This is a genomic window from Mycobacterium sp. IS-1264 (assembly GCF_001954195.1).
Classification (GTDB): domain Bacteria; phylum Actinomycetota; class Actinomycetes; order Mycobacteriales; family Mycobacteriaceae; genus Mycobacterium.
Genome location: NZ_MBES01000016.1, coordinates 41632 through 66107, shown reverse-complemented (window position 1 = coordinate 66107; position 24476 = coordinate 41632). Strand labels below are relative to the sequence as shown.

At 69.6% G+C, this 24476-nt stretch carries 9 protein-coding genes and 1 pseudogene; 2 read left to right on the top strand and 8 right to left on the bottom strand.

The features are described from left to right. Positions 1-4: 4 nt before the first annotated feature. Together A5744_RS03835 and A5744_RS24785 are read right to left on the bottom strand one after the other, a co-directional pair. Positions 5-12496 carry a type I polyketide synthase gene (locus tag A5744_RS03835; protein ID WP_076058552.1) on the bottom strand — a complete coding sequence of 4164 codons (12492 nt, stop codon included), beginning with the start codon at positions 12494-12496 and terminating at the stop codon, positions 5-7. A gap of 317 nt (positions 12497-12813) precedes the next feature. Next, positions 12814-13206, bottom strand: coding sequence for a hypothetical protein (locus A5744_RS24785; RefSeq protein ID WP_076058551.1), 393 nt, complete (start codon positions 13204-13206; stop codon positions 12814-12816). Between the two features lie 117 nt (positions 13207-13323). Here A5744_RS24785 and rbpA point away from each other — a divergent pair, with 117 nt between their 5' ends. Then, the gene (rbpA, locus tag A5744_RS03825) at positions 13324-13659 is read left to right on the top strand and encodes an RNA polymerase-binding protein RbpA (protein WP_076058549.1); all 336 of its coding nucleotides are present in this window, start codon (positions 13324-13326) and stop codon (positions 13657-13659) included. Positions 13660-13677: 18 nt separating this feature from the next. On the opposite strand, the pseudogene lnt reads toward rbpA, so the two are convergent. The 3 genes and pseudogenes from lnt to A5744_RS03805 all read right to left on the bottom strand — a co-directional run bounded on the left by lnt (position 13678) and on the right by A5744_RS03805 (position 18646). Beyond that, a pseudogene (gene lnt / locus A5744_RS03815) lies at positions 13678-16355 on the bottom strand (apolipoprotein N-acyltransferase). A gap of 139 nt (positions 16356-16494) precedes the next feature. Then, entirely contained in the window at positions 16495-18027 is a 1533-nt protein-coding gene (locus A5744_RS03810; protein ID WP_076058725.1) for an amidohydrolase, read from the bottom strand. Between the two features lie 91 nt (positions 18028-18118). Then, positions 18119-18646, bottom strand: a complete 528-nt coding sequence (locus tag A5744_RS03805; RefSeq protein ID WP_076058543.1) for an FxsA family protein — start codon at positions 18644-18646, stop codon at positions 18119-18121. 73 nt (positions 18647-18719) lie between these two features. Between A5744_RS03805 and A5744_RS03800 the strand changes: the two genes are divergently transcribed. Further along, positions 18720-19427 (top strand): dienelactone hydrolase family protein, encoded by a 708-nt coding sequence (locus tag A5744_RS03800; RefSeq protein WP_076058541.1) that lies wholly within the window; start codon positions 18720-18722, stop codon positions 19425-19427. Between the two features lie 5 nt (positions 19428-19432). Here A5744_RS03800 and A5744_RS03795 read toward each other — a convergent pair whose 3' ends face one another. From A5744_RS03795 to cobN, 3 genes are all read right to left on the bottom strand, one after another. Beyond that, positions 19433-20293, bottom strand: coding sequence for a type 1 glutamine amidotransferase domain-containing protein (locus tag A5744_RS03795; protein WP_076058539.1), 861 nt, complete (start codon positions 20291-20293; stop codon positions 19433-19435). Positions 20294-20298: 5 nt separating this feature from the next. Further along, on the bottom strand, positions 20299-20694 hold the full coding sequence (locus A5744_RS03790; protein WP_076058537.1) for a PPOX class F420-dependent oxidoreductase: 396 nt from the start codon (positions 20692-20694) through the stop codon (positions 20299-20301). Positions 20695-20831: 137 nt separating this feature from the next. After that, entirely contained in the window at positions 20832-24419 is a 3588-nt protein-coding gene (gene cobN / locus A5744_RS03785; RefSeq protein WP_076058536.1) for a cobaltochelatase subunit CobN, read from the bottom strand. Positions 24420-24476 lie beyond the last annotated feature (57 nt).

The window sequence follows — 24476 nt, the reverse complement described above, 5'->3', positions numbered from 1 at the left end:
ATGGCTACTCGTCGTCGTCCATCAAGGCCGCGTTGAGAAGGTCGTCGAGGTCCATGTCCGCGATGTCCTTCTCTGTCGTCACCGCAGGGGCGGCGGGGGCGCCGTCGGCTTCATTTGCCAACGCGAGCAACAGTTCCAGGACTCCGGCCTGGCGCAGGCGCTTGACCGGAATCGACCCCACGACACGCTGAATTTCGGCTTCGCCCGGCGCGGCGGCGACGGCCTGTTGCTCCGATGCGCCGACGAGTTCGCGGTGCATGTAACCGGCCAGCGCGGCGGAGTTCGGGTAGTCGAAGATCAACGTCGGCGACAGCGCCAGGCCGGTGGCGGACTTCAGTCGGTTGCGCATCTCGACGGCGGTCAGCGAGTCGAAGCCCAGCTCCTGGAACGCCCTGTCGGGATGGATGGCCTCGGCGCTGGAGCTCCCCAGCACTGTGGCAATGTTCGAGCGCACCAGATCCAGCAGGATGGCCTGTTGCTCGTCCTCGGGTAGGCCTTCGAGGCGTTGCAGCAGAGCCGATTTCGACTTGGCGGCAGCCAGCGAGTCGTCGACCTGGCGGCGGGTGGGCGCATTGATCAAATCGACGAACATCGGCGGCAGCGTGCCGGCGTCGAACTTCACCCGCAGCGCCGCAAGGTCGATGTGGGCGGGCAGCATGAATGGCTCGTCGACGACGAGCGCCGTGTCCATCAATTCCAGCGCCTCGTCCGAGGACATCGCGACAATCCCGTCCCGCCCGAATCGGGCGCGATCGGCGGCGCCCAGCCCGCCGGTCATGGCGCTGGCCTGATCCCACAGCCCCCAGCCCAGCGAAATCGCCGGCAGCCCCTGCGCCCGTCGATGAGCGGCCAACCCGTCCAGGAACGAATTGCCGGCCGCGTAGTTAGCCTGACCCGATGCTCCCGCCAGCCCGGCTATCGACGAAAACATCACGAAGGCAGACACATCCAAATCGCGCGTCAACTCGTGCAGGTTCCACGCCGCGTCGACCTTGGCTCGCAGCACGGCATCGATCCGCTCGGGAGTCAGTGACGCCACCACCGCGTCGTCCAGCACGCCGGCGGCGTGAATCACCCCGGTCAGCGGGTGCTGCACCGGGATGTCGGCGATCACCTTCGCCAACGCCTCGCGATCCGCGGCATCGCAGGCCACCAGCTCCACGTGGGCGCCCGCCGCGCGCAGCTCGAACATCAGCTCAGCACCGCCGGGTGCATCGGGACCGCGCCGGCTGACCAACACCACATTCCGCGCCCCATGGCGGGCCACCACATGCCGCGCGAGCGCCGAACCGGCCATCCCGGTGGCGCCGGTGATCAGGACCGTGCCGGCCGTCCACGCATCCGGCATCGTCATCACGACCTTGCCGACGTGGCGGGCCTGGCTCAGGTACCGCAGCGCGGCAGGCGCACGTCGCACATCAAATCTGGTCACCGGCAGCGGCCGCAGCACGCCGTCGCCGAACAGTGCCGCCAACTCGTCGAGCATCTGCGCGATGCGGTCCGGTCCGGCTTCGAACAGGTCGAAGGCGCGGTAACGCACGCCGGCGTGGTCGCGGGCGACGACCTCGGGGTCGCGAATATCGGTCTTGCCCATCTCCAGGAACACCCCACCAGGGGCGACCAGGCGCAGCGAGGCATCCACGAAATCGCCGGAGAGCGAGTCGAGCACCACGTCCATCCCGGCCACACCGGTCCTGCCGGTCGCGGCCCGGAACTTTTCCTCGAACTCGAGGCTGCGCGAATCGCCGATGTGATCGTCGTCAAAGCCCATGGCCCGCAATGTGTCCCACTTGCCGCGGCTGGCCGTCGCGAACACTTCCAAGCCGAAGTGGCGGGCCAGCTGGACGGCGGCCATGCCCACCCCACCGGCGGCGGCGTGCACCAGCACCCGCTGACCGGGTTTGACGTCCGCCAGGTCGACCAGCGCGTAGCGCGCGGTCGCGAACACCACCGAAGCCGTCGCGGCGGCCGTGTATGACCATCCTTGCGGCACCTTGACGAGCAGTCGCTGGTCGGTGATCGCGACCGTGCCCGTCCCGTCCGGGAACAGGCCCATGACGCGGTCGCCGACCGTGAAACGTCCGTCGTCCGAGGCTGCTTCGATGATTACGCCGGCGGCCTCGATACCCATGACCGCATCCGGATCGGGATACAGGCCCAGCGCGATCATGACGTCGCGGAAGTTAGCCGCGATGGCCGACAACGCGACCCGCACCTGACCGGGCCCCAGCGCCGCATCGGCGTCGGGAATTCGCTCCAACCGCAGATTCTCGATGGTTCCCCGACTGCTCATGCCCAGCCGCCACGGCCCGGCATCCGGTGGCACCAAGAGACCGCCGACCGCGCGGCTGCCCAGCACCCGCGCGGTGTAGACCGTCCGACTGCGCACCAACACCTGCGGCTCGCCGACCGCGAGAACCGCCGCTATTGCGTCGGCGTCCAGGGGCTCGTCGGTGTCGACGAGCACGATCCGGCCGGGATGTTCGGTCTGCGCCGACCGCACCAGCCCCCACACCGCCGCGCCCGCCAAATCGGTGACATCCTCCCCCGGCAGCGCCATGGCACCGCGGGTGGACACCACCAACGTTTCCGCGCCGTCGCGGGCCAGCCACGACTGCAGCACCGGCAGCACCGCGCGCGTCGCCGCGTAGACCTCGGTCACGACATCACCGGCCACTGGTGCCGATTCGAACAGCACCGCCGATCGCTCGGCCTCGACCGGTTGCTCCAATTCCGTTGTCCCCCAAGCGGACACCGATACGGGCTGCACCGCGGTCGACGGCTGAGCGGACCAGACGACCTCGAAGAGCCGGTCCGGCCCCGAACTGGACACCGCGGCCAACAGCTGCTGGTCGGTCACCGGGCGGGCCACCATCGACTCCACCGAGAGCACCGGCAGGCCCAACCCGTCGGCGAGCTCGATCGACACCGCCGATTGGCCGTTCGGCACGATGCGCGCTCGCACGGCGGCCGCGCCCGCGGCGTGCAACGACACCCCCTGCCAGGAGAACGGCACCAGCATCGAGCCCTCTGGAAGCTCGCCGCTATCGGACGCGAGGATGACCGCGTGCAGTGCTGCGTCGAGCATCGCCGGGTGGACGCCGAACCCGGCCGTCGAGACTCCGGCGTCGGTGGGCAGGGTGACTTCGGCGAAGATTTCGTCGCCGCGGCGCCACATCGTCGTCAGGCCACGGAACGCGGGCCCGTATCCGTAGCCACGCTCGGCCAGCCGCTCGTATCCGTCGCCGACGTCCACCGCGACCGCACCCACCGGCGGCCACGCCGACAGATCCGCGCCCGGTTGTATCGATCCCGCACGCAGAACGCCTTCGGCGTGCAACGACCACCCGGACCCGGTATCGGTCCGCGAGAACACCGACACCTCGCGTGCGCCCGAATCGTCCGGTCCGCCAACCACAACCTGAACGGCGACCGATCCATCGGCCGGCAACACCAGCGGCGCCGCCAGATTCAGCTCGTCGACGACTACGCAGCCCACCTGGTCGCCAGCGCGGATCGCCAACTCGACAAATCCCGCGCCGGGGAACAGCACGACCCCGCCGACGGCATGATCGTTGAGCCAGCCCTGCGCGGCCGGCGACAACCGGCCCGTGAGCACGACTCCGCCCGAGGCCGGCAGTTCCACCACCGCGCCGAGTAGGGCATGTTCGCCGGCCGCGAGGCCCAGCCCGGCGGCATCGACCGCAGTGCCATCGCCGGCCAGCCAAAAGCGCCGCCGCTCAAAGGCATACGTGGGCAATTCGACCAGACCAGCTTGGCCGAGGGCGCCGCGCCAGTCCACGGCCATCCCTGCGACGAACCCGGCCGCGACGGCGTTGGTCAGGGACACCGGCTCCGGGCGGTCCTTGCGCAGGGCCGACATCGTGGTCACGGCGACATCCGGTAGCGACTCTTCGATCGATGCCGTCAGCCCGCTGCTGGGGCCGACTTCGAGGAAACGGTTGCCGCCGGCCGAGTGCACGAAGCGCACGCTGTCGGCGAAGCGCACCGCTTCGCGCACGTGCCGCTTCCAGTACGCCGCCGACGCGAAGTCGTCGCCCGCGAGTTGTCCGGTCACGTTCGACACGATCGGGATGGTGGCGGCGCCGACGGCGAGTCCGGCTGCGACCGTGCCGAATTCGTCGATCATCGGATCCATCAACGGGGAGTGGAAGGCGTGGGAGACGGCGAGCTGATGGACGCGACGACCGTCGGCGCGGAGCCGCTCCGCGATCGCGGTCACGGCGTCGTCGGGGCCGGAAATCACCACGGAGGCCGGCCCGTTGACCGCGGCGAGGCCGACCTCGGGCACCAGCAGCGGCCGCACCTCCTCTTCGGTGGCTTGCACGGCGATCATCGCCCCGCCCGCCGGCAGCGCCTGCATGAATCGGCCGCGGGCGGCCACCAGTACCGCGGCGTTCTCCAGCGACAGGACACCGGCGACGTGCGCGGCTGACAGCTCGCCGATCGAGTGGCCCATCACGAAATCCGGGCGCACGCCCCAGGATTCGAGCAGCCGGAACAGGGCGACTTCCACCGCGAACAACGCGGGCTGCGCGAATTCGGTGGAGTTCAACAGGTTTTCGTCGAACCCCCAGATGACGTCGCGCAGCGGGCGGAGCAGATGCCGGTCGAGTTCGGCCACCACGGCGTCGAATGCCTCGGCGAAAGCCGGATAGGCGGCGTGCAATTCCATTCCCATGCCCAGTGTCTGGGCACCTTGCCCGGGGAATACGAACACGGTCTTGCCGGCGGGCATCGCGGTACCACGGATGAACGACCCGGCCAGGTCGTCGCCGGCCAGCTCGTCCAGCCCGGTCAGCAATTCCTCGCGGTCACCGCCGACGACGACGGCGCGATGCTCGAACGTCGACCGGCCGGCCAACGACCACCCCACGTCGGCGATGTCAAGTTCACCGTGGGCGCGCACGTGCGCCGCCAACCGCGCGGCCTGAGATCTCAAGGCCGACGGCGACTTCGCCGACACTGCCCACGGCACCACCGGTACGCATGGCTTCGGCTCGGCGGGTTGCTCGGCCGGGACCGCTTCGACGATGACGTGTGCGTTAGTGCCGCTGATCCCGAACGACGACACCCCGGCCCGACGCGGATGGTCCGCGGGCCATGCCCGCGCCTCGGTCAGCAACGACACGGAGCCCGTCGACCAGTCCACGTGCGGGCTGGGCTCGTCGACATGCAAAGTCGCGGGCAGCATTTCGCGGCGCATCGCCAGCACCATCTTGATGACACCCGCGACGCCGGCGGCGGCCTGCGTGTGGCCCATGTTCGACTTGATCGACCCCAGCCACAGCGGTTCGGCCCGGTCTTGTCCATAGGTCGCCAACAAGGCCTGTGCCTCGATCGGATCGCCCAATGTGGTTCCGGTCCCGTGTCCCTCGACCGCCTCCACGTCGGCCGCCGACAGCCCGGCGTTGGCCAGCGCGGCGCGCACCACGCGCTGCTGCGAGGGACCGTTGGGCGCGGTCAATCCGTTGGAGGCGCCGTCCTGATTGATGGCCGACCCGCGGACCACGGCCAGCACGGGGTGCCCCAGGCGTCGCGCGTCCGACAGGCGCTCCACGACGAGCATGCCGCCGCCCTCGGAGAATCCGGTGCCGTCGGCCGCGCCCGCGTATGCCTTGCAGCGCCCGTCCGCCGACAGCCCGCGCATGCGGCTGAATTCGACGAAGATATCGGGTGTGGCGTTGACGGTGACTCCACCGGCCAGGGCCAGGTCGCATTCGCCCGAGCGCAGCGACTGCGCCGCCATGTGCAAGGCAACCAACGACGACGAGCAGGCCGTGTCCACCGAGACGGCGGGGCCCTCCAGCCCCAGCGCGTACGAAATCCGTCCGGACGCCACGCTCGACGACTGTCCGGTCAGGCGGAAGCCCTCGGCGGCCGGCGCGGCGCCGATGCCGTAGCCCTGCGTGTACACCCCGGCGAACACGCCGGTGGCGCTGCCGCGCAGCCCGCCGGGCTCGATTCCCGAGCGCTCCAAGGCTTCCCAGGACAATTCCAGGAACAGCCGTTGCTGCGGATCCATGGCCAGCGCCTCGCTCGGCGTGATGCCGAAGAAGGCGGGATCGAAGTCCGCGACGCCGTCCACGAAGCCACCGGTGCGGGTGTAGCAGGTGCCCGGAACGTCGGGGTCCGGGTTGTACAGCCCGGTCAGGTTCCAGCCGCGATCGGTGGGGAATTCGGAGAGCACGTCACGGCCCTCGATGAGCATGTCCCACAAGTCGTCTGGAGAATTCACCCCGCCCGGATAGCGGCACGCCATGCCCACGATTGCGATCGGATCGTCGCCGGTGGCGCGCGCGACCGGGGCGGGCTTGATTTCTTGCGGCACTCCGGCGAGTTCGGTGCGGATGTAGCCGGCCAGGCCGTTGGGTGTCGGGTAGTCGAAGATCAACGTGGGCGAAAGAGCCAGTCCCGTAGCGGTTTTGAGCCGGTTACGCATTTCGACCGCGGTCAGCGAGTCGAAGCCCAATTCCTGGAACGCCTTGTCCGGGTCGATCGCCTCGGCCGTGGTGTTCCCCAGCACCGTGGCGATGTGCGAGCGCACCAGATCCAGCAGCACGGCGTGCTGCTCGGCTTCGGGCAGCCCGTCCAGGCGATGCGCGAGCGCCGATTTCGATTTCGCGGCGGCCAGCGAGTCGTCGACCCGGCGCCGCGTCGGCGCTTTGACGAGGTCACTGAACATCGGTGGTACCGCGACCGCGTGGGCGCGCAGGGCGCCGAGATCGATGCGGGCGGGCGCGATGAACGGCTCGTCGACAATCAGCGCGGTGTCGAACAGTTCCATCGCCTCGGCAGAGGACAACGCGAGGATCCCGTCCCGGCCGAGCCGCGCGAGGTCGGCGGCGTCCAGCCCGCCCGTCATGGCGCTGGCTTGATCCCACAGCCCCCACGCCAGCGAGATCGCCGGCAGCCCGTGCGCCCGCCGATGAGCGGCCAGCGCATCGAGGAACGAGTTGGCGGCCCCGTAGTTCGCCTGGCCGGACGACCCCACCAGCCCCGCCATCGACGAAAACATCACGAACGCAGAAAGATTCAGATCGCGGGTCAACTCGTGCAGGTTCCACGCCGCGTCGACCTTGGCCCGCAGCACCGTGTCGATGCGCTCGGGCGTCAGGGAGGTCACCACGGCGTCGTCAAGCACACCGGCCGCGTGAATCACGCCCGTCAGCGGCCCTTGCGCCGAGACATCGGCGATCACCCTCGCCAGCGCGGCACGGTCGGCCGCGTCGCACGCGACCACCCGCACCCGGGCCCCGGCCGCCTCCAATTCCGCGACCAATTCGGCGGACCCGGGTGCCTCGGGTCCGCTGCGACTCAGCAACACCAAGTCGCGAGCGCGGTGCTGCGCGACGAGGTGACGGGCCAACGTCGAGCCCGCCATGCCGGTCCCGCCGGTGATCAACACGGCGCCGGCCCCCAGCGCACCGCCTGGCCCGGTGGGAAGCGTCATGACGACCTTGCCCACATGACGAGCCTGGCTCAGGTACCTCAACGCGCTGCGCGCGCGCCTCACGTCAAATGTCGTCGCCGGCAAGGGCTTCAGCACCCCGGCGTCGAAAAGGCCGGCGAGTTCCAGCATCCACTGATGCATCCGGGGACGGCCGGGTTCGAAGAGGTCGAAGGCGCGGTAGCGCACGCCGGGGTATTCCTGGGCCACCGCGCCCGGGTCCCGGATGTCGGTCTTGCCCATCTCCAGGAAAATCCCGCCGGGCGCGACCAGCCGCAGTGAGGCGTCGACGAATTCACCGGCCAGCGAGTCCAGCACCACATCCATGCCACGGCCGCCGGTCACTGACCGGAACTTGTCCTCGAACTCCAAAGTGCGTGAGTCCCCGATGTGGTCGTCGTCGAAGCCCATGGCCCGCAACGTGTCCCACTTGCCGCGGCTCGCGGTCCCGAACACCTCGAGGCCGAGATGCCGCGCCAGCTGTACGGCGGCCATGCCCACCCCGCCGGCGGCGGCGTGCACCAGCACCCGCTGCCCCGGCTTGACGTCGGCCAGGTGGATGAACGCCATGTATGCGGTGGTGAAAACCGCTGAGATACCGGCGGCTTCGGTGTAAGTCCAGTCGGCGGGCATCGGCAGCAGCAGGCGGACGTCGCCGGGGACCAGCGTGCCGCTGCCGTCGGGGAAGAAGCCGTATACCGAATCGCCGACGGCGAACTCGGTGACGCCCGGGCCGACTTCGACCACCACGCCGGCGCCTTCGCCGCCGAGCAGGGCGTCGTGGGTGAACATGCCCAGCGTGATCATGACGTCGCGGAAGTTTGTCGCGATGGCGCGCAGGGCGACCCGGACCTGGCCCGGTTCCAGCGGCGCGTCGGCGTTGGGAACCGGCTCCAGTTGCAGGTTTTCGAAGGTGCCCGCGGTGTCGATACCCAGCCGCCAGGGCCCCTCGCCAGGAGGTGTCATGATCCCGTACACCCCGCGGCTGCCGTGCACCCGCGGGGTGTAAACCTTGTCGTCGCGCAGCAACACCTGGGGTTCACCGGTCGCGAGAACGGCGGCTATCGCGCTGTCGTCGAGCGCCGCGTCGGAATCCACGAGCACGATCCGGCCGGGATGCTCGGTCTGCGCCGAGCGTGCCAGCCCCCACACCGCCGCGCCCGCCAGGTCGGTGACGTCCTCGCCCGCCAATCCCATCGCACCCCGGGTCGCGACGACCAGGACGCCGCAGTCCTGCTCGGTCAGCCACGACTGCACGGCGCCCAGGGCCTGGTGGGTGCGCTCGTAGGTTTCCGCGATCGGGTTGTCATGGGTCGCAAGCGATTCGAATACCTGATGAACGGGTAACTCGGCTTGCGTCGCGGCGGGCGACCAGATCACCTCGAACAGCCGGTCCGGGCCCGCGCCCGACACCGCCGCACGCAGCTGCCGCTCGTTGACCGGGCGCGCCACCATCGCGCGCACCGACAGCACCGGCAATCCCAGCGCGTCGGCCAGCTCGATGGAGACCGCGTTGGCGGCTGCGCCGTCCGCCGGTGCGATGCGCGCGCGCACCGCCGATGCGCCCGCGGCATGCAACGACACGCCCTGCCACGAGAAGGGCAACATCATTTCGCCGGTCCGGCCGGTGATTTGGTGGCCCATCGCCAGGGCGTGCATCGCCGCGTCGAGCAACACGGGGTGCACGCCGAACCCGTTGACGCCGCCGGCGGCTTCGGGCAGCCGCACCTCGGCGAACACCTCGTCGCCGCGCACCCACGTCGCGGTCAATCCCTTGAAGGCCGGGCCGTAGCCGTAGCCGAGGGCGGCCAGTTGCTCGTAGCCGTCGGCCGGGTCGGCCAGGACCGCGTTCGCCGGCGGCCACGCGGACAGATCCGCGTCCGGCTCGATCGAGCCGGGGCTCAGCGTGCCCTCGGCGTGGCAGACCCAGCCGGAGTCGGCATCGGTGCGCGAGAAAATCGAGACACTTCGCCGGTCCGATTCGTCGGCGGGGCCCACCACCACCTGGACGGCGGCCGAGCCGAGCCCAGAATCCTTGGCCGGCAACATCAACGGCGCCTGCAGCGTCAGCTCGTCGACCGTCGAGCAACCGACTTCGTCGCCCGCACGGATCGCCAACTCCACGAACCCGGCGCCGGGGAACACGACCGCGCCGGACACGGCGTGATCGGCGAGCCAGCCCTGCAAGCTGGGCGACAAACGACCCGTCAGCACCACCCCGCCGGACGCGGGCAGCTCGACGACCGCGCTCAGCAGCGGGTGCTCGCTGCTGCCCAGCCCCAGGCCGGTGGCGTCGGCCGCAACACCCTCACCGGACAGCCAAAACCGCCGGCGGTCAAAGGCGTACGTCGGCAGCTCCACGAAGCCGGCGCCGCCCAGGGCACCGCGCCAATCCACGCACACTCCCGCGACGAACGCGGTAGCGGCCGACGTCAGGAACCGCTCGAGTCCACCTTCGTCGCGGCCCAGGGTGGGAACGACGATGGCCTCGCCGTCACCGCCCAGGCAGTCGTTGACGGTGTCCTCGATCCCCGCGACCAGGGCCGGATGGGGACTGGATTCGATGAACGTTCGATACCCGTGCTCACCCGCGCTGCGCACGGCCTGGTCGAACTGCACGGTCTGGCGGATGTTGCGATACCAGTAGTCGGCATCCAATCCCGCTGTGTCCAAGCGGGTTCCGGTCACGGTGGAAAAGAAAGCGATGCGGGAGGACTGCGGCTCGATACCGGCGAGAACCTCCGCCAGCTCGCCGCGGATCGCCTCGACCTCAACCGAATGCGACGCGTAGTCCACATCGATCCGCCGGGTTCGCAGCTCCAGGTCGGCACAGAAACCGACGAGCTCGTCGAGCGCCGCCACCTCACCCGACACCACGACGGCCGACCGGCCGTTGACGGCGGCGACGCTGACCCGATCGCCGTAGGGCGCCAACAACTCCCGGGCCCGCTCGGTGCTGCACGCGATGGACAGCATGCCCCCGGGACCGGCCAGCGACGTCAGCAGCTTGCTGCGCAGCGTGACCACCCGGGCGGCGTCGCGCAGCGACAGCGCCCCGGCGACATAGGCCGCGGCGATTTCTCCCTGTGAGTGGCCGATCACCGCATCCGGATTTACTCCGATCGACTTCCACAGCTCGGCGAGCGACACCATCATCGCGAAGAGGACCGGCTGAACGACGTCCACGCGGTCCATCCCCGGCGCACCGGGGGCGCCGCGCAGCACGTCGATCAGCGACCAGTCGACGAATTCCGTGAAAGCCTCCGCGCATGCCTCGATCTGCCGCGCGAATACCGGTGCGGTGTCGAACAATTCGATGCCCATGCCCAGCCACTGGGAACCTTGGCCGGGGAAAACGAACACGGTCTTGCCCGCCGGCGCCGCGGTGCCGCGCACAATCGACGCGGCGACGTCGTCGTCGGCCAGCTCGTCCAACCCGGCCAGCAACCGGTCGCGGTCGCCACCCACGACAACGGCCCGATGGTCAAACGTCGCCCGCCCCGCCAGCGTCCACCCGACATCGGCGACATCGAGCTCGTCGTGCGCGCGCACGTGCGCGGCCAACCGCGCCGCCTGCGCCCGCAGCGCCGCCTCCGACTTCGCCGAGATCGCCCACGGCACCACCGGCCGCGCCGGAGCAACGTCGCGCGCCGGCTCCGCGGGAGCGGCCTCGACGATCACGTGCGCGTTGGTTCCGCTGATCCCGAAGGACGACACCCCGGCTCGACGCTGATGATCCGCCGGCCACGCCCGCGCCTCGGTCAGCAGCGACACCGCGCCCGCGGACCAATCGACGTGCGGGCTCGGCGCATCCACATGCAGCGTCGCCGGCAGCACCCCGTGGCGCATGGCCTGCACCATCTTGATTACCCCGGCCACACCGGCGGCGGCCTGGGTATGACCCATGTTCGACTTGATCGATCCCAGCCACAGCGGCTCGTCGCGGTCCTGGCCATAGGTAGCCAGCAAGGCCTGGGCCTCGATCGGGTCACCCAGCGTGGTGCCCGTCCCATGGCCTTCGACCACATCGACCTCGGCCGCCGAGAGCCCCGCGTTGGCCAGTGCCGCGCGCACCACCCGCTGCTGCGACGGACCGTTCGGCGCGGTCAATCCGTTCGACGCGCCATCCTGATTGACCGCCGAACCGCGCACCACGGCTAACACCGGATGACCCAACCGCTGCGCATCCGACAACCGCTCCACGACGAGGATCGCCCCGCCCTCGGACCAGCCGACCCCGTCGGCGGCCCCGGCGTAGGCCTTGCATCGCCCGTCGGGCGCCAATCCGCGGTGCCGGCTGAATTCGACGAAGACCGTCGGCGTGGCGTTTACCGTCGCGCCGCCGGCCAGGGCCAGGTCGCACTCCCCCGAGCGCAGCGACTGCACCGCCATGTGCAGCGCCACCAACGACGACGAACACGCCGTGTCCACCGACACCGCCGGGCCCTCCAGGCCCAGCACATACGAGACGCGTCCCGAGGCGACGCTGGACGTCATGCCCGTCAGGCGATAGCCCTCGATCTCCTCGGCGAGCATGCCGTAGCCCTGGACGATGAGCCCGGCGAACACCCCGGTGGCGCTGCCGCGCAGCCCGCTGGGGTCAATTCCCGCGCGCTCCAACGCTTCCCACGACAGCTCCAGCAACATCCGATGCTGGGGGTCCATCGCCAGGGCTTCGCTGGGGGCGATGCCGAAGAACGCGGGGTCGAAGTCCGCGACGTTGTCGACGAAGCCCCCGGTGTGCGCGTAGGTCTTGTGGCGCGCGTCGGGGTCGGGGTCGATCAGTGCCGCCAGGTCCCACCCACGGTCGGTGGGAAACTCCGAGATCACGTCGCGGCCGTCGGCAACCATTTGCCACAGAGCCTCGGGGCTGTCGACGCCGCCCGGGAAGCGGCAGGACATCCCGACGATCGCGATCGGCTCGCTCGACCGCTCCAGCAGCGCGCGGTTGGTGCGCTTCAGGCGTTCGACCTGGACCAGCGCTTTGCGCAGCGCCTCGGTCGCATGCTGGAGTTGGTCCACCATCACTGCCCCTCGCCTACCATTGGCCGTCGTTCACCGCCGGATGCGGCTGTCGCCGAGTCACGGAAGTTGCGGCACGAAGCGACGTCGTCGTGCTGCTGTCCGACCCAAGAATGTCGCTGGTGAGTATGGCCAACTCCGGCTGGATTTCAAAACGTCCGACGCGGCCCGGCGACGCGTGCGGTGACCCCGAAGTCCCTCAGATTCGGTGCACCGTCCATGGCGTGACTGTACCCGCCTACGCATCGGCGGTGGTCAGGCGCATGGCGCTGCGAATCTCGACGCGAGCCGTCCGGGCGCCGCGCTGACGGGCGTCGCGGTCAGACGCCCACTCGGCGCCAGCCGTCGGCGGCCCGGGCGGCGCGGATCAGCACGTCGCACAGGGCGCGCAGTTCGATTGCCTCGGCTCCCTCATCGAGCGCCGTGGCGACGTCCTCCGCCGCGCATCGCACCTGGTAAACGCGATCCGAGAGGTCGGCCGCCTCGTCGGCCGACAGCACCACCGCATCGGCCGGCAGCGCCAGGGCTGCCCCCGCCTCGCCCCGGCTGAGCGAGGCCCGTTGCTCGTAGGCCCGCTGCCGGCACGACTGCCGGCAGTACTGGCGGCGGCGCCCCATGCCGACATCGGCGACGTCTCGGCCACACCAACGGCAGGGCTGCGGACGGGCACGGCGGGTCACGCTTGCCGACTTTAGTCGGCCACGTTCGGCCATCCCGGTATCATTGATGGTCGCGCCGCGTAGGCCGCGTGTCGGCCCGGGAACTACGCCGAGCACCGTAACGTTTGCCAAAGCGGAGAGAATCCCACAGAACCTAGAGGAGTAGCACCCATGGCGGATCGAGTACTGAGGGGCAGTCGCCTCGGAGCCGTGAGCTACGAAACCGACCGCAACCACGACCTGGCGCCGCGCCAGATCGCGCGCTACCGGACCGAGAACGGCGAGGAGTTCGAGGTGCCGTTCGCCGACGACGCCGAGATCCCCGGCACCTGGCTGTGCCGCAACGGCATGGAAGGCACCCTGGTCGAGGGTGATTTGCCGGAGCCGAAGAAGGTCAAGCCGCCGCGGACGCACTGGGACATGTTGCTGGAACGCCGCACGGTCGATGAGCTCGAAGAGCTGCTCAAGGAGCGCCTCGAACTGATCAGGTCAAAGCGCCGCGGCTAACGCGGGCTGACTCCGTCCTTAAGCCCCTTGGGCCCCCGCCGACTTGGTGCGGTTGTCGGCCCGCGCCGCACGGGCGCTGGGGGTTCGCCCCTGGATCCCCCACCGAGTGACCTTCACCAGGGCCTCGCGGATGTTGGATCCGCTCATCTTCGACACGCCGAGTTCGCGCTCGGTGAAGGTGATCGGCACTTCGACGATGGCGAAGCCGTTGCACACCGTCCGCCAGGTCAGATCGATCTGGAAGCAGTAGCCCTTGGAGTCGACACCGTCGAGGTCGATCGCCTCCAAGACTTCGCGACGGTAGGCGCGGTAGCCGGCGGTGATGTCGTGGACATCGATGCCGAGCGCCACCCGCGCATAGGTGTTGGCCGTCCAGGACAGGGCCCAGCGCCGCCACGGCCAGTTGCGTACCGTTCCGCCGTCGACGTAGCGCGAACCGATCGCCAGGTCGGCTCCGGCGTCGACGGCGTCGAGCAGGCGGTGCAGCTGCTCGGGCGCGTGGCTGCCGTCCGCGTCCATCTCGACGAGCACCGAGTAGTCCCGGCTCAACCCCCACGCGAAGCCCGCCAGATAGGCGGCGCCCAGGCCGTCCTTGGCCGTGCGGTGCATGACATGGGTGCGGCCCGGATCGGCCGCGGCCAACTCGTCGGCGAGCTCGCCCGTACCGTCCGGGCTGCTGTCGTCCACGATCAGCAGGTGCACCTCGGGGCACGCGTCCTTCAGCCGCCGGTGGATCACCGGCAGGTTCTCCAGCTCGTTGAAGGTGGGGATGATCACCAGGACGCGTTGGCTGGGCCGATTGCCCGGAACGCGGGGCGCCTGCTGGCCGGTGGTCATGTAGCTCCTCTGTGTCGCCCGAAACTGTGTCGCCCGAAACTGGGTGGGCCGCCCTCGTCGAGCGGGGTCTCGTCACCGCCTTCTTCCGGCGAGTTGTGGTCGCCGTCCTCGTCGGGCGCGGCGTCTTGCGTCATATCCAAGTCGCCCGCGGCGTCGCCCGGGAACTTACCGGAATCGTCCGATTCACCCGAAGGCCTCGCCCGGAAGGGCCGCAACCTCGGCCGAACCGGACGCGGGGACCACCCATTGTGCCGTATCCCGACCAGAATGGCCGCTCCGGCCGCCACGACCAGCAACCATTGCACGATCGGCCCCCAGCGGGTGGCCGGCGTCAGCTGCGTCTTGAGGCGCACCTGGATGTCCAGATAGCCGGGCTCGAAGAATCCGGTGCGGACCAACTCGGCCCCGTCCGGCGCGATCACCGAACTGATCCCGGTGGTGCCGGCGACCACGACGTATCGGTCGTGTTCCACGGCGCGGACCTTGGCGAAGGCGAGCTGTTGCTCGCTCATGCGCCTGTTGAAGGTGGCGTTGTTGGCTGGCACGGCCAACAGCTGGGCGCCGTTGCGGACAGCTTTGCGCGGCTCGCGGTCGAAGATCACTTCCCAGCATGTGGCCACACCGACCGGTACCCCCGCGATCTGCACCACGTCGCTGCTCTTGCGGGGCACCATGTTGCCCGCGCGGTCGGCGTAGGAAGAGAGATGCTTGAAGAGCCACGGCATCGGCAGGTATTCGCCGAACGGCTGCACGATTTCCTTGTCGTGGCGGTCGGCCGGGCCGCTGACCGGATTCCAGACGATCATCGTGTTGGTGTATTCCTCGCGTTCCGGCGTGCTGCCGGGCGCCGCGAGGACGGTGCCGACCAGGATTGGCGCGCCGATCGCATGGGCCGCCTGCGCGATCTGCTGCCCGGCGTCGGCATTGAGCAACGGATCGACGTCCGAGGAGTCCTCGGGCCAGATGACGAATTGAGGTTGTGGTGCGAGCCCGGCGCGCACGTTCTCGGCGAGTCGCAGCGTCTCCTGGACGTGGTTGTCCAGCACCGCTCTGCGTTGCGCGTTGAAGTCGAGACCGAGCCGGGGGACGTTGCCCTGCACGGCCGCGACGGTGACCGTGGGTTCGCCACCCGCTCCGGCGCCGGCGTGCCGCACCTGCGGCCAGATGATGACGGCAGCGAACAACACTAGGCAGATGCAAATCCCCGGCAGCACCACCGCGGGCGGCCGTTGATCGGCGTCCTCGGCATCCTTGGCGTCCTTGTGGGGCGCCTCGGTTCGCCACCATTTCATGATTTCCAGCGCGATCGCGGTCGCGCTAAAGCCCACCAACACGACGGCCGTCGACAGCAGCGCAACGCCGCCGAGCTTGACCAACGGCAGCAGCGGACCGTCGGCTTGACCGAACGCCACTGACCCCCAGGGAAACCCGCCGAACGGAACGATCGACTTCAACCACTCCTGGGCCGCCCACACCAACGCGAACCAGACCGGCCAGCCGGGCAGCCGCCGCACCACGACGGCGAACAGGCCGAACAGCGCGGGAAACAGCGCGCACACCATCGCCAACGCCAACCACGGCACGTCGCCCACCAGCAGGCTGATCCACGGCAGCAGCGGTAGATAAAACGCGAGCCCGAACAGAAATCCGTAGCCCAGGCCGCCGACCACCGTGGTGGCGGGGTGCTTGAGCACCCAGGCCAACAGCGCGGCGGCGACCACCGCGGCCCACCACCAGCTCAGCGACGGGAAGCTGGCGCACATCAGCAATCCGGCCACGACGGTGACCAGCAGCCGCGCCAGGCGTGGCTGCAGCGCCGCCTGCAGGCCCGGCAGCCGAGCGACCACCGCGGCGACCACCCCCGCCAGTGCCCGCCGCGCTATCGCGCCCGCGCGCTCGGCCACGCCGGGAGCGTCATGCCTGTCCGTGCGTACCGGCGCGTCGGTGGGCTCTTCGTCGCGCTCCGATTCGGCGTCGTCGGGCCGCTCGTGCCGACCGTTAGCCATAGATGACAGCGCCCCGATGGACGGTCCGCCGGCAACGCGGCAAAGCGTCGGCCGGCCCCAGCCGCGGCAATGCGGGCACCCGCGAGCGCGGGTCGGTGGACCAGCGCTGCACCGCGTCGCGCGGTGCGCTCACGTCGAGGGCTTCGGCGTCCCAGACGGCGTAGGAGGCGGGCGCACCCGGCGCCAGGGTCCCCGTCACGCCGTCTCGGACGCCGCTCGCGCGCCAGCCGCCACGGGTCGCGGCTGCGAATGCGGCCCGCGCCGACACGGCGCTGCCTGCGGTGTGATGGTTGACGGCCGCGCGCACGCTGGCCCACGGGTCAAGACCCGTCACCGGGGCGTCGGTACCGAGCGCGAGGGGCACGCCTTGGGATGCTAACAGCGCCAGCGGGTTGAGCCGGCTGCCTCGTTCGGCGCCGAGCCGGCGGGCGTACATGCCGTCGTCGCCACCCCACAGCGCATCGAAATTGGGCTGCACGCTGGCGATGACGCCCCACGCGCCGAGTTTGGCGGCCTGATCGGCCGTCACCATCTCGAGGTGCTCCAGACGATGCCCGCAACGGGCGACGGCGGCCGCCCCCAGGTCGGCCACGACCCGTTCGATGGCATCGACGACCGCGGAGACCGCGGCATCGCCGATGACATGGAAACCCGCCGTCACCTCGGCCTGGGTGCAGGCCCGCAGATGCGCCTCGATGACGTCATGGTCCAAGTGGCAGGTGCCGATTTGGTCGGGCGCGTCGGTGTACGGCTCGTGCAGCCAGGCGGTGCGGGACCCGAGCGCCCCGTCGACGAACAGGTCGCCGGCCAGCCCGCGGGCTCCGGTCAGGTCCATCAGCGCGCGGGCCTGCGCCGGGCTGGTCACCGCCTCGCCCCAGTAACCGATGACCTCGACGCCGTGATCGAGGGCGCGAAGCGCCAGCCAGTCGTCAAGGCCGCCGATCTCGGGCCCGGCGCATTCGTGCACCGCGACGATGCCGACCGCGGCGGCGGCGCGGAGCGCGGCGGTCCGGGCGTCGGCCAGCTGCCCGGCGGTCAGCAGGTTACGGGCGGTCGCCCGGACCAGGTGGTGCGCATCGTCGGCGAGCGGCCCCTCCGCGCTGAAGCCGTCCGCCGCCGGCAGCTCCGCGACCATGCGTCGCAGCGCCGACGAGGCCAGGGCGGAATGAACGTCGACGCGAGCCAGGTAAGCGGGCCGGTCCCCGAGCACCGCGTCGAGGTCGGTGGTGCTCGGCGCGGTGTTGTCGGGCCACGACGACTCGTCCCAGCCGTGCCCCCACACAGGTTGGCCCGGGTGCGCGGCGGCATGCTCGGCGACCATCTGGATGCACTGCGCGCGCGACGTGGCAGGCCGCAGGTCGAGCCCGGTGAGGGCGAGGCCGGTCGCGGTCAGGTGGATATGGCTGTCGACGAATCCCGGCGCGACGAAGCCGCCGTCGAGATCCACGACCTCGGCGTCGGGAAACTGGCTGCGGCCGACGTCATCGCTGCCCAACCATGCGACGACATCGCCGCGCACCGCCATGGCGGTGGCGTCGGGGTGGCTGGGGCTGTGCACCCGGCCGTTCAGCAGCAGCGTCGTAGCCTGACGATCGGTTTGCGCCACACGCCAAAACTTAGATCGAGCCAGGCGACGACGGGCGCCGCGGTGGCAGCTCGACGTCGTGCACGTCGATGACCTCGCCGTCGATGACCTCGCCGTCGATGTAGTCGCGGCCGTCGCCGGCTTGGCCGCGGCGAGGGTCGGTCGTGAAGACCGTCGTCTGGGTGACCAGCGGTGCCCGCCCGCGCAGCCCGCGCAGCGCGACCCCGCTCAGGCCGGGGCCGGCAACCGCCCGTATCGGCGGCACCAGCAACAACAGCCCCAACACTGTGGTGACCACTCCGGGAACCAAGACCAGCGCCATGGCCAAGCCGACCAGTGCGCCGTCGTTCACCGCGGTCTGCGGTTCGGTCAGGCCCGATCGCAGTTGCCCGAGTTGGCGAATGAGCTGCGACCCTGCCATCGGCGCCAAGAGGCCCCACCCGAGCAGGAAGGTGGCCAGCAGCACCAGCAGGGTCCAGCCCCACCCGATCGTCGACACCAGCGCGAAGATCACCGCGAGTTCGACGACCGCATAGACGAGCAACAGCCGCGACAGCATGTCACGCCAACGTCCGCGGACCGACGCTGAGTTCCCCTGGTGAGGCACAACCCGGCTGCAGTTAGATGACGCTATGACGACGATTCAGATCGAGGCCCCCGACGGACCCATCGATGCGCTGCTGGACATTCCCCAGGGCGACGGCCCCTGGCCTGGTGTGGTGGTGATCCACGACGCCGTCGGCTACGGCCCCGACAATGAACTGATTTCGCGGCGCATCGCGCAGGCGGGCTATCTGGCGCTGACCCCGAACATGTACGCCCGGGGTGGTCGCGCGCGATGCATCACCAGGGTCATGCGCGAGCTGCTGACCAAGCGTGGTCGCGCGCTTGACGACATCCTGGCCGCGCGCGATCACCTGCTGTCGATGCCGGAATGCACCGGCCGCGTGGGGATCGCCGGCTTCTGCATGGGTGGCGGTTTCTCACTCATCATGTCGCCCAAGGGTTTTGGCGCTTCCGCGCCGTTCTATGGGACGCCCCTGCCCCGCAACCTGAGCGAGACGCTGGACGGGGCCTGCCCGATTGTGGCCAGCTTCGGCAGCCGTGACCCGCTGGGCATCGGCGCACCCAAGAAGTTTCGCGAAGTGACGGCCGCCAAGGGGATCACCACCGATATCAAGGCGTACCCCGGCGCGGGTCACAGCTTCGCGAACCAGCTCCCCGCCCAGCCGCTGCTTCGCGTCGTCGGTTTCGGCTACAACCGGGCGGCGGCCGACGATGCGTGGGATCGGGTCTTCGCGTTCTTTGGCGAGCATCTGGGGGCCGGGGCGACGACGTAGTGCCGTCAGAGCTTCTTAAGCTTCTGCGACAAAACGGTGGCGAAGGTGTGCGTGTCGCCGGGCCAGCGCGCCGAGATGTAGTTGCCGTCGTCGACGACGAATGCCGGCCGCGAGTCGGTCGCGGTATCCCTTGCCATTCCCGAGGATTTGCGCCGCCAGTGCGGTTCTCCGCGGACGACGTCGCAAAAATCTGCTGGATCTTTAAGGGCGCGGGTGACTTCGGACTGCACCGACATGTAACCGCCGGGCTGCCCGGGCTGCTCGGTGTAGGTCCGGTAGTAGTCGGGGTCCCGAAATCGGGTGCGGCGGGTCAGCCGCCAGGCAAGCCGTTCCATTGCCCAGGTCAACGACGTGGTCCTGCGTCCGTAGAGCACGGAGTGCCCCGTGGCGGGATCGACGCTGCGCGCGGCGAGCAGCACACCGTGACAGATCGCGGCCACGATCATTCCGCGGCCGAACGCGTCGACCACCAGCCGGTGCAGTATGTCGCTGTCGATGTACCTGCGCATGCCGCGGGCGCGGTGTCCGCCGGGCAGGAGCAGCGCGTCGACGTCGTCCAGGGTGGCCTGAGACCAGCTGAGGGGATGGCGAAATTCGGTCGAATCGACCATCGCGGCGTAGGCGTCGCGGCCGTCCTTGTTGGCCCGCAGCATCAGCCCGATGACCGGGATGGCGCCCAATATCGGTAGCGCAGACCAGATGTCGAGCCCTCGGCCGGTGACCATGATGTCGTCGGCCACCCCCGCCGCGCCGCTTTCGGTGGCGAACACCACCCGATGACCGTTCCGCGTCAGGACACGCCAGCTGACGGCGACCTCGGTGGGGTCGAAGTCGCGATCCGGGATCGGGATCAGGACGCTGCCCATTTGCGTTAGGGCGCGGCCACTTTGAGCTCGAGGCCCACGTTCTTTTCCATGCCGCCGCGCGCCTTGCTGAAGAAGTTGAACACCTTGCCCACGATGCCGTAGCGCTTGCCGATCGCGTCGTAGACGGCGGCCGTTTCCGACTTGTCGAGGATAGTCGCGGTCCCCTCGACCGCCTCGCTCGTCGGGCGGCCGCGCATGGTGCAGGTGGCCAGCGTCACGCGCGGAGTGTGGCGGATCCGCTTGACCTTCCACGACTTTTCCTCGGTGATGACGAGGAGCCGGTCCCCGCGCTCCTTATCCACGGCGGTCCAGATTGGCACCGGCTTGGGTCGGCCGTCTTTGGTGAACGTGGTCAGCAGGATGTATTCCGACTTGGCGAGATCGGCGAAGGTAGGCGTCACGGTGTCAACCTACTCCGGGAGAGGACTCCTGACAGCGGCCCTCTCAAGCCGAGTGTGCGGCCAGCCGCACGTTCGGCTCCGAGTGTGCGGCTAGCCGCACGTTCGCGACCGGGGCGGCGAATTCGGAGTAGCCCGTGTCAGCCCTCCAGGTCACCCTCGGTTTCCAGTAGTGCCTGGCGCAGCCCGTCCAGGGTTTCCGGTTGCGGGTCCGCCCACATGCCGCGGCCGGCTGCCTCCAGCAGCCGCTCGGCCATGCCGTGCAGCGCCCACGGGTTGGACTCCGCCATGAACTTGCGGTTCTCGGCGTCCAGCACGTAGCGCTCGGTGAGTTGTTCGTACATCCAGTCGGCCATGACCCCCGCGGTGGCGTCGTAGCCGAATAGGTAGTCGACGGTCGCGGCCATCTCGAAGGCACCCTTATAGCCGTGCCGGCGCATCGCGGCCATCCAGCGGGGATTGACGACGCGGGCGCGAAATACCCGGGTGGTCTCCTCCGAGAGGGTGCGGGTGCGGATCGCGTCGGGCCTGGTGTTGTCGCCGATGTAGGCGGCGGGCGCTTGACCGGTAAGCGCCCGCACGGTGGCCACCATCCCGCCGTGGTATTGGAAGTAATCGTCGGAGTCTGCGATGTCGTGTTCGCGGGTGTCGGTGTTCTTGGCGGCCACCGCGATTCGTCGGTACTGGCGGTTCATGTCGTCGACGGCCTCGCGTCCGTCCAGGTCGCGTCCATAGGCGAAGCCGCCCCACGCCGTGTACACCTGCGCCAGATCCGCGTCGTCGCGCCAGTTGCGGCTGTCGATCAGCTGCAGCAAGCCGGCGCCATATGTTCCCGGCTTGGATCCGAAAATCCTTGTGGTGGAGCGGCGTTGATCGCCATGCTGGGCCAGGTCGGCCTGAGCGTGGGCGCGTACGTAGTTATCTTGCTCCGGCTCGTCGAGGTCGGCGACCAACCGCACCGCGTCGTCGAGCATGGTCACCACGTGCGGGAACGCGTCGCGGAAGAATCCCGAGATGCGCACGGTCACGTCGATGCGCGGGCGGCCCAGCTCGACCAGCGGCATCGGGGTCAACCCGACGACCCGCCGCGATGCGTCGTCCCAGACCGGTCGAACGCCCAGCAGCGCAAGGACTTCGGCGATGTCGTCACCGGCGGTGCGCATGGCCGAGGTGCCCCATACCGACAGCCCCACCGATTGCGGCCAGCGGCCGTGGTCGTTGCGATACCGGGTGAGCAGCGAATCCGCCAGCGCCACACCTGCTTCCCACGCCAGCCGGGACGGGATCGCCTTGGGATCGACGGAGTAGAAGTTGCGTCCTGTGGGCAGCACGTTGATCAGGCCGCGCAGCGGGGAGCCCGACGGGCCGGCGGGGATGAACCGGCCGTCGAGCGCCCTGAGCACCTGATCGATTTCGGAGGCCGTGCCGGCCAACCGGGGCACCACCTCGGTGGCCGCGAACCGCAGCACTCTTGCCACCTCGGCGTTGTCGGTGAGGCTTTCGGCGGCGTCGGGATTCCAACCGGTGGCCTGCAGCGCGGCGACCAGTTCACGGGCGGCGGCCTCCGCCTCGTCAACTGACGTCCGCTCGTCGGTGCCGTCCTCGGCCAGCCCCAAGGCCTGCCGCAGGCCGGGCATGGCGTGCTCGCCGCCGAACAGCTGGCGGGCCCGCAAAATCGCCAACACCAAATCGAGTTCGGCCTCGCCCGTTGGCCTTTGGCCGAGGACGTGCAGGCCGTCGCGGATCTGGACGTCCTTGATCTCGCACAGCCAGCCGTCGATGTGCAGGATCATGTCGTCGAACGAGTCCTCGGCGGGTCGCTCGGCCAATCCCAGGTCGTGATCCATCTTCGCGGCCCGGATCAGCGTCCAGATCTGCTGGCGGATCGCGGGCAGCTTGCCGGGGTCAAGCGCGGCGACGTTGGCGTGCTCGTCGAGCAGCTGCTCCAAACGCGCGATGTCGCCGTAGGTTTCGGCGCGCGCCATCGGCGGGATGAGGTGGTCGACGAGCACCGCGTGCGCCCGCCGCTTGGCCTGGGTTCCCTCCCCGGGATCGTTGACCAGGAAGGGATAGATCAGCGGCAGGTTACCCAGCGCGGCGTCGGATCCACACGCCGCCGACATGCCCAGCGTCTTTCCGGGCAGCCATTCCAGGTTGCCGTGCTTGCCAAGATGGATGACGGCGTCGGCTTTGAAGCCGGCATCCAGCCAGTGGTAGGCAGCCAGGTAGTGGTGGCTGGGCGGCAGGTCCGGGTCGTGATAGATGGCAACGGGGTTTTCGCCGAAACCGCGGGGCGGCTGCACCATCAGCACCAGATTGCCCGCTTGCATTGCGGCGATGACGATCTCGCCGTCGGGATCGTTACCGCGGTCGACGAAGAGGTCGCCGGGCGGCGGGCCCCAGTGCTTTTCGACGACGTCGGTGAGTTCCGGCGGCAGGCTCGCGAACCAGTCGCGATAGTCCTTGGCGGACATCCGGATCGGGTTGCCGGCGAGTTGCCCTTCGGTGAGCCAGTCGGGATCTTGTCCGCCTCGTTCGATCAGCGCGTGAATCAGGGCGTCGCCGTCGTTGGACTCGACTCCGGGCAGGTCGCCCACCCGGTAACCGCGTTCGCGCAACGCGCGCAGCAGCGCGACCGCGCTGGCCGGGGTGTCCAGGCCGACCGCGTTGCCGATGCGGGCGTGCTTGGTCGGGTAGGCCGAGAACACCAGGGCCACGCGCTTGTCCGCGGGCGCGACGTGCCGCAGCCGTGCGTGACGGATCGCCAGGCCCGCGACACGCGCGCAGCGCTCCGGGTCGGCGACATAGGAGATCAGGCCGTCGTCGTCAATCTCCTTGAACGAGAACGGAACCGTGATGATGCGTCCGTCGAACTCCGGGACCGCCACCTGGCTGGCCACGTCCAGCGGACTGAGCCCGTCGTCGTTGTCGCGCCACTGATCGCGCGGGCTGGTGAGGCACAGGCCCTGCAGGATCGGGATGTCCAGCGCCGCAAGGTGTTCGACGTTCCAGCTGTCGTCGTCGCCGCCGGCGGACACCGTGGCCGGCTTCAGTCCCCCGGCGGCCAGCACGGTGACGACCATGGCGTCGGCATCTTTCAGCCGTTGCAGCAGCTCCGGTTCGGCGGTGCGCAGCGACGCGCAGTAGACGGGCAGCGGGCGCCCGCCTTCGTCCTCGATGGCCCGGCACAGCGATTCGATGTATGCGGTGTTGCCGGCCAGGTGCTGCGCCCGGTAGTACAACACCGCGATCGTCGGGCCTTCGGTGTTCGCGGCGTCGTGGCGCTGCAGCTCGCCCCACGTCGGCGTCACCACGGGCGGCGTGAACCCGAAGCCCGTCATCAGCACGGTGTCCGAAAGGAAGGCGTGCAGCTGCCGCAGGTTCTCGACACCGCCGTGGGCCAGGTAGATGTGCGCCTGCACCGCGATGCCGGCCGCCAGCGTCGACAGGCCGGTCAATTCCGCGTCAGCGGCCTGTTCGCCGCTGACCAGTACCGTCGGGACACCGCTGGCGATCACGGCGTCGATGCCGCTCTGCCAGGCGCGATAGCCACCCAGGATCCGGACCACGACGATCGCGGCGCCGGACAGCAACTCCCCCAGTTCTGAATCGGTTAGAGGGTCGGGCAGCCGCGACGGATTGGCCCACCGATAGTTTTTGCCGCTGGACCGGGCGCTGATCAGGTCGGTGTCGGATGTCGACAGCAGCAAGATGGTCGGCTCGGCCACCCACCATTCGTACCGCAGTGGGGCTCGGCAACCAGCGGCGGCACCGCTAGCGTGAGG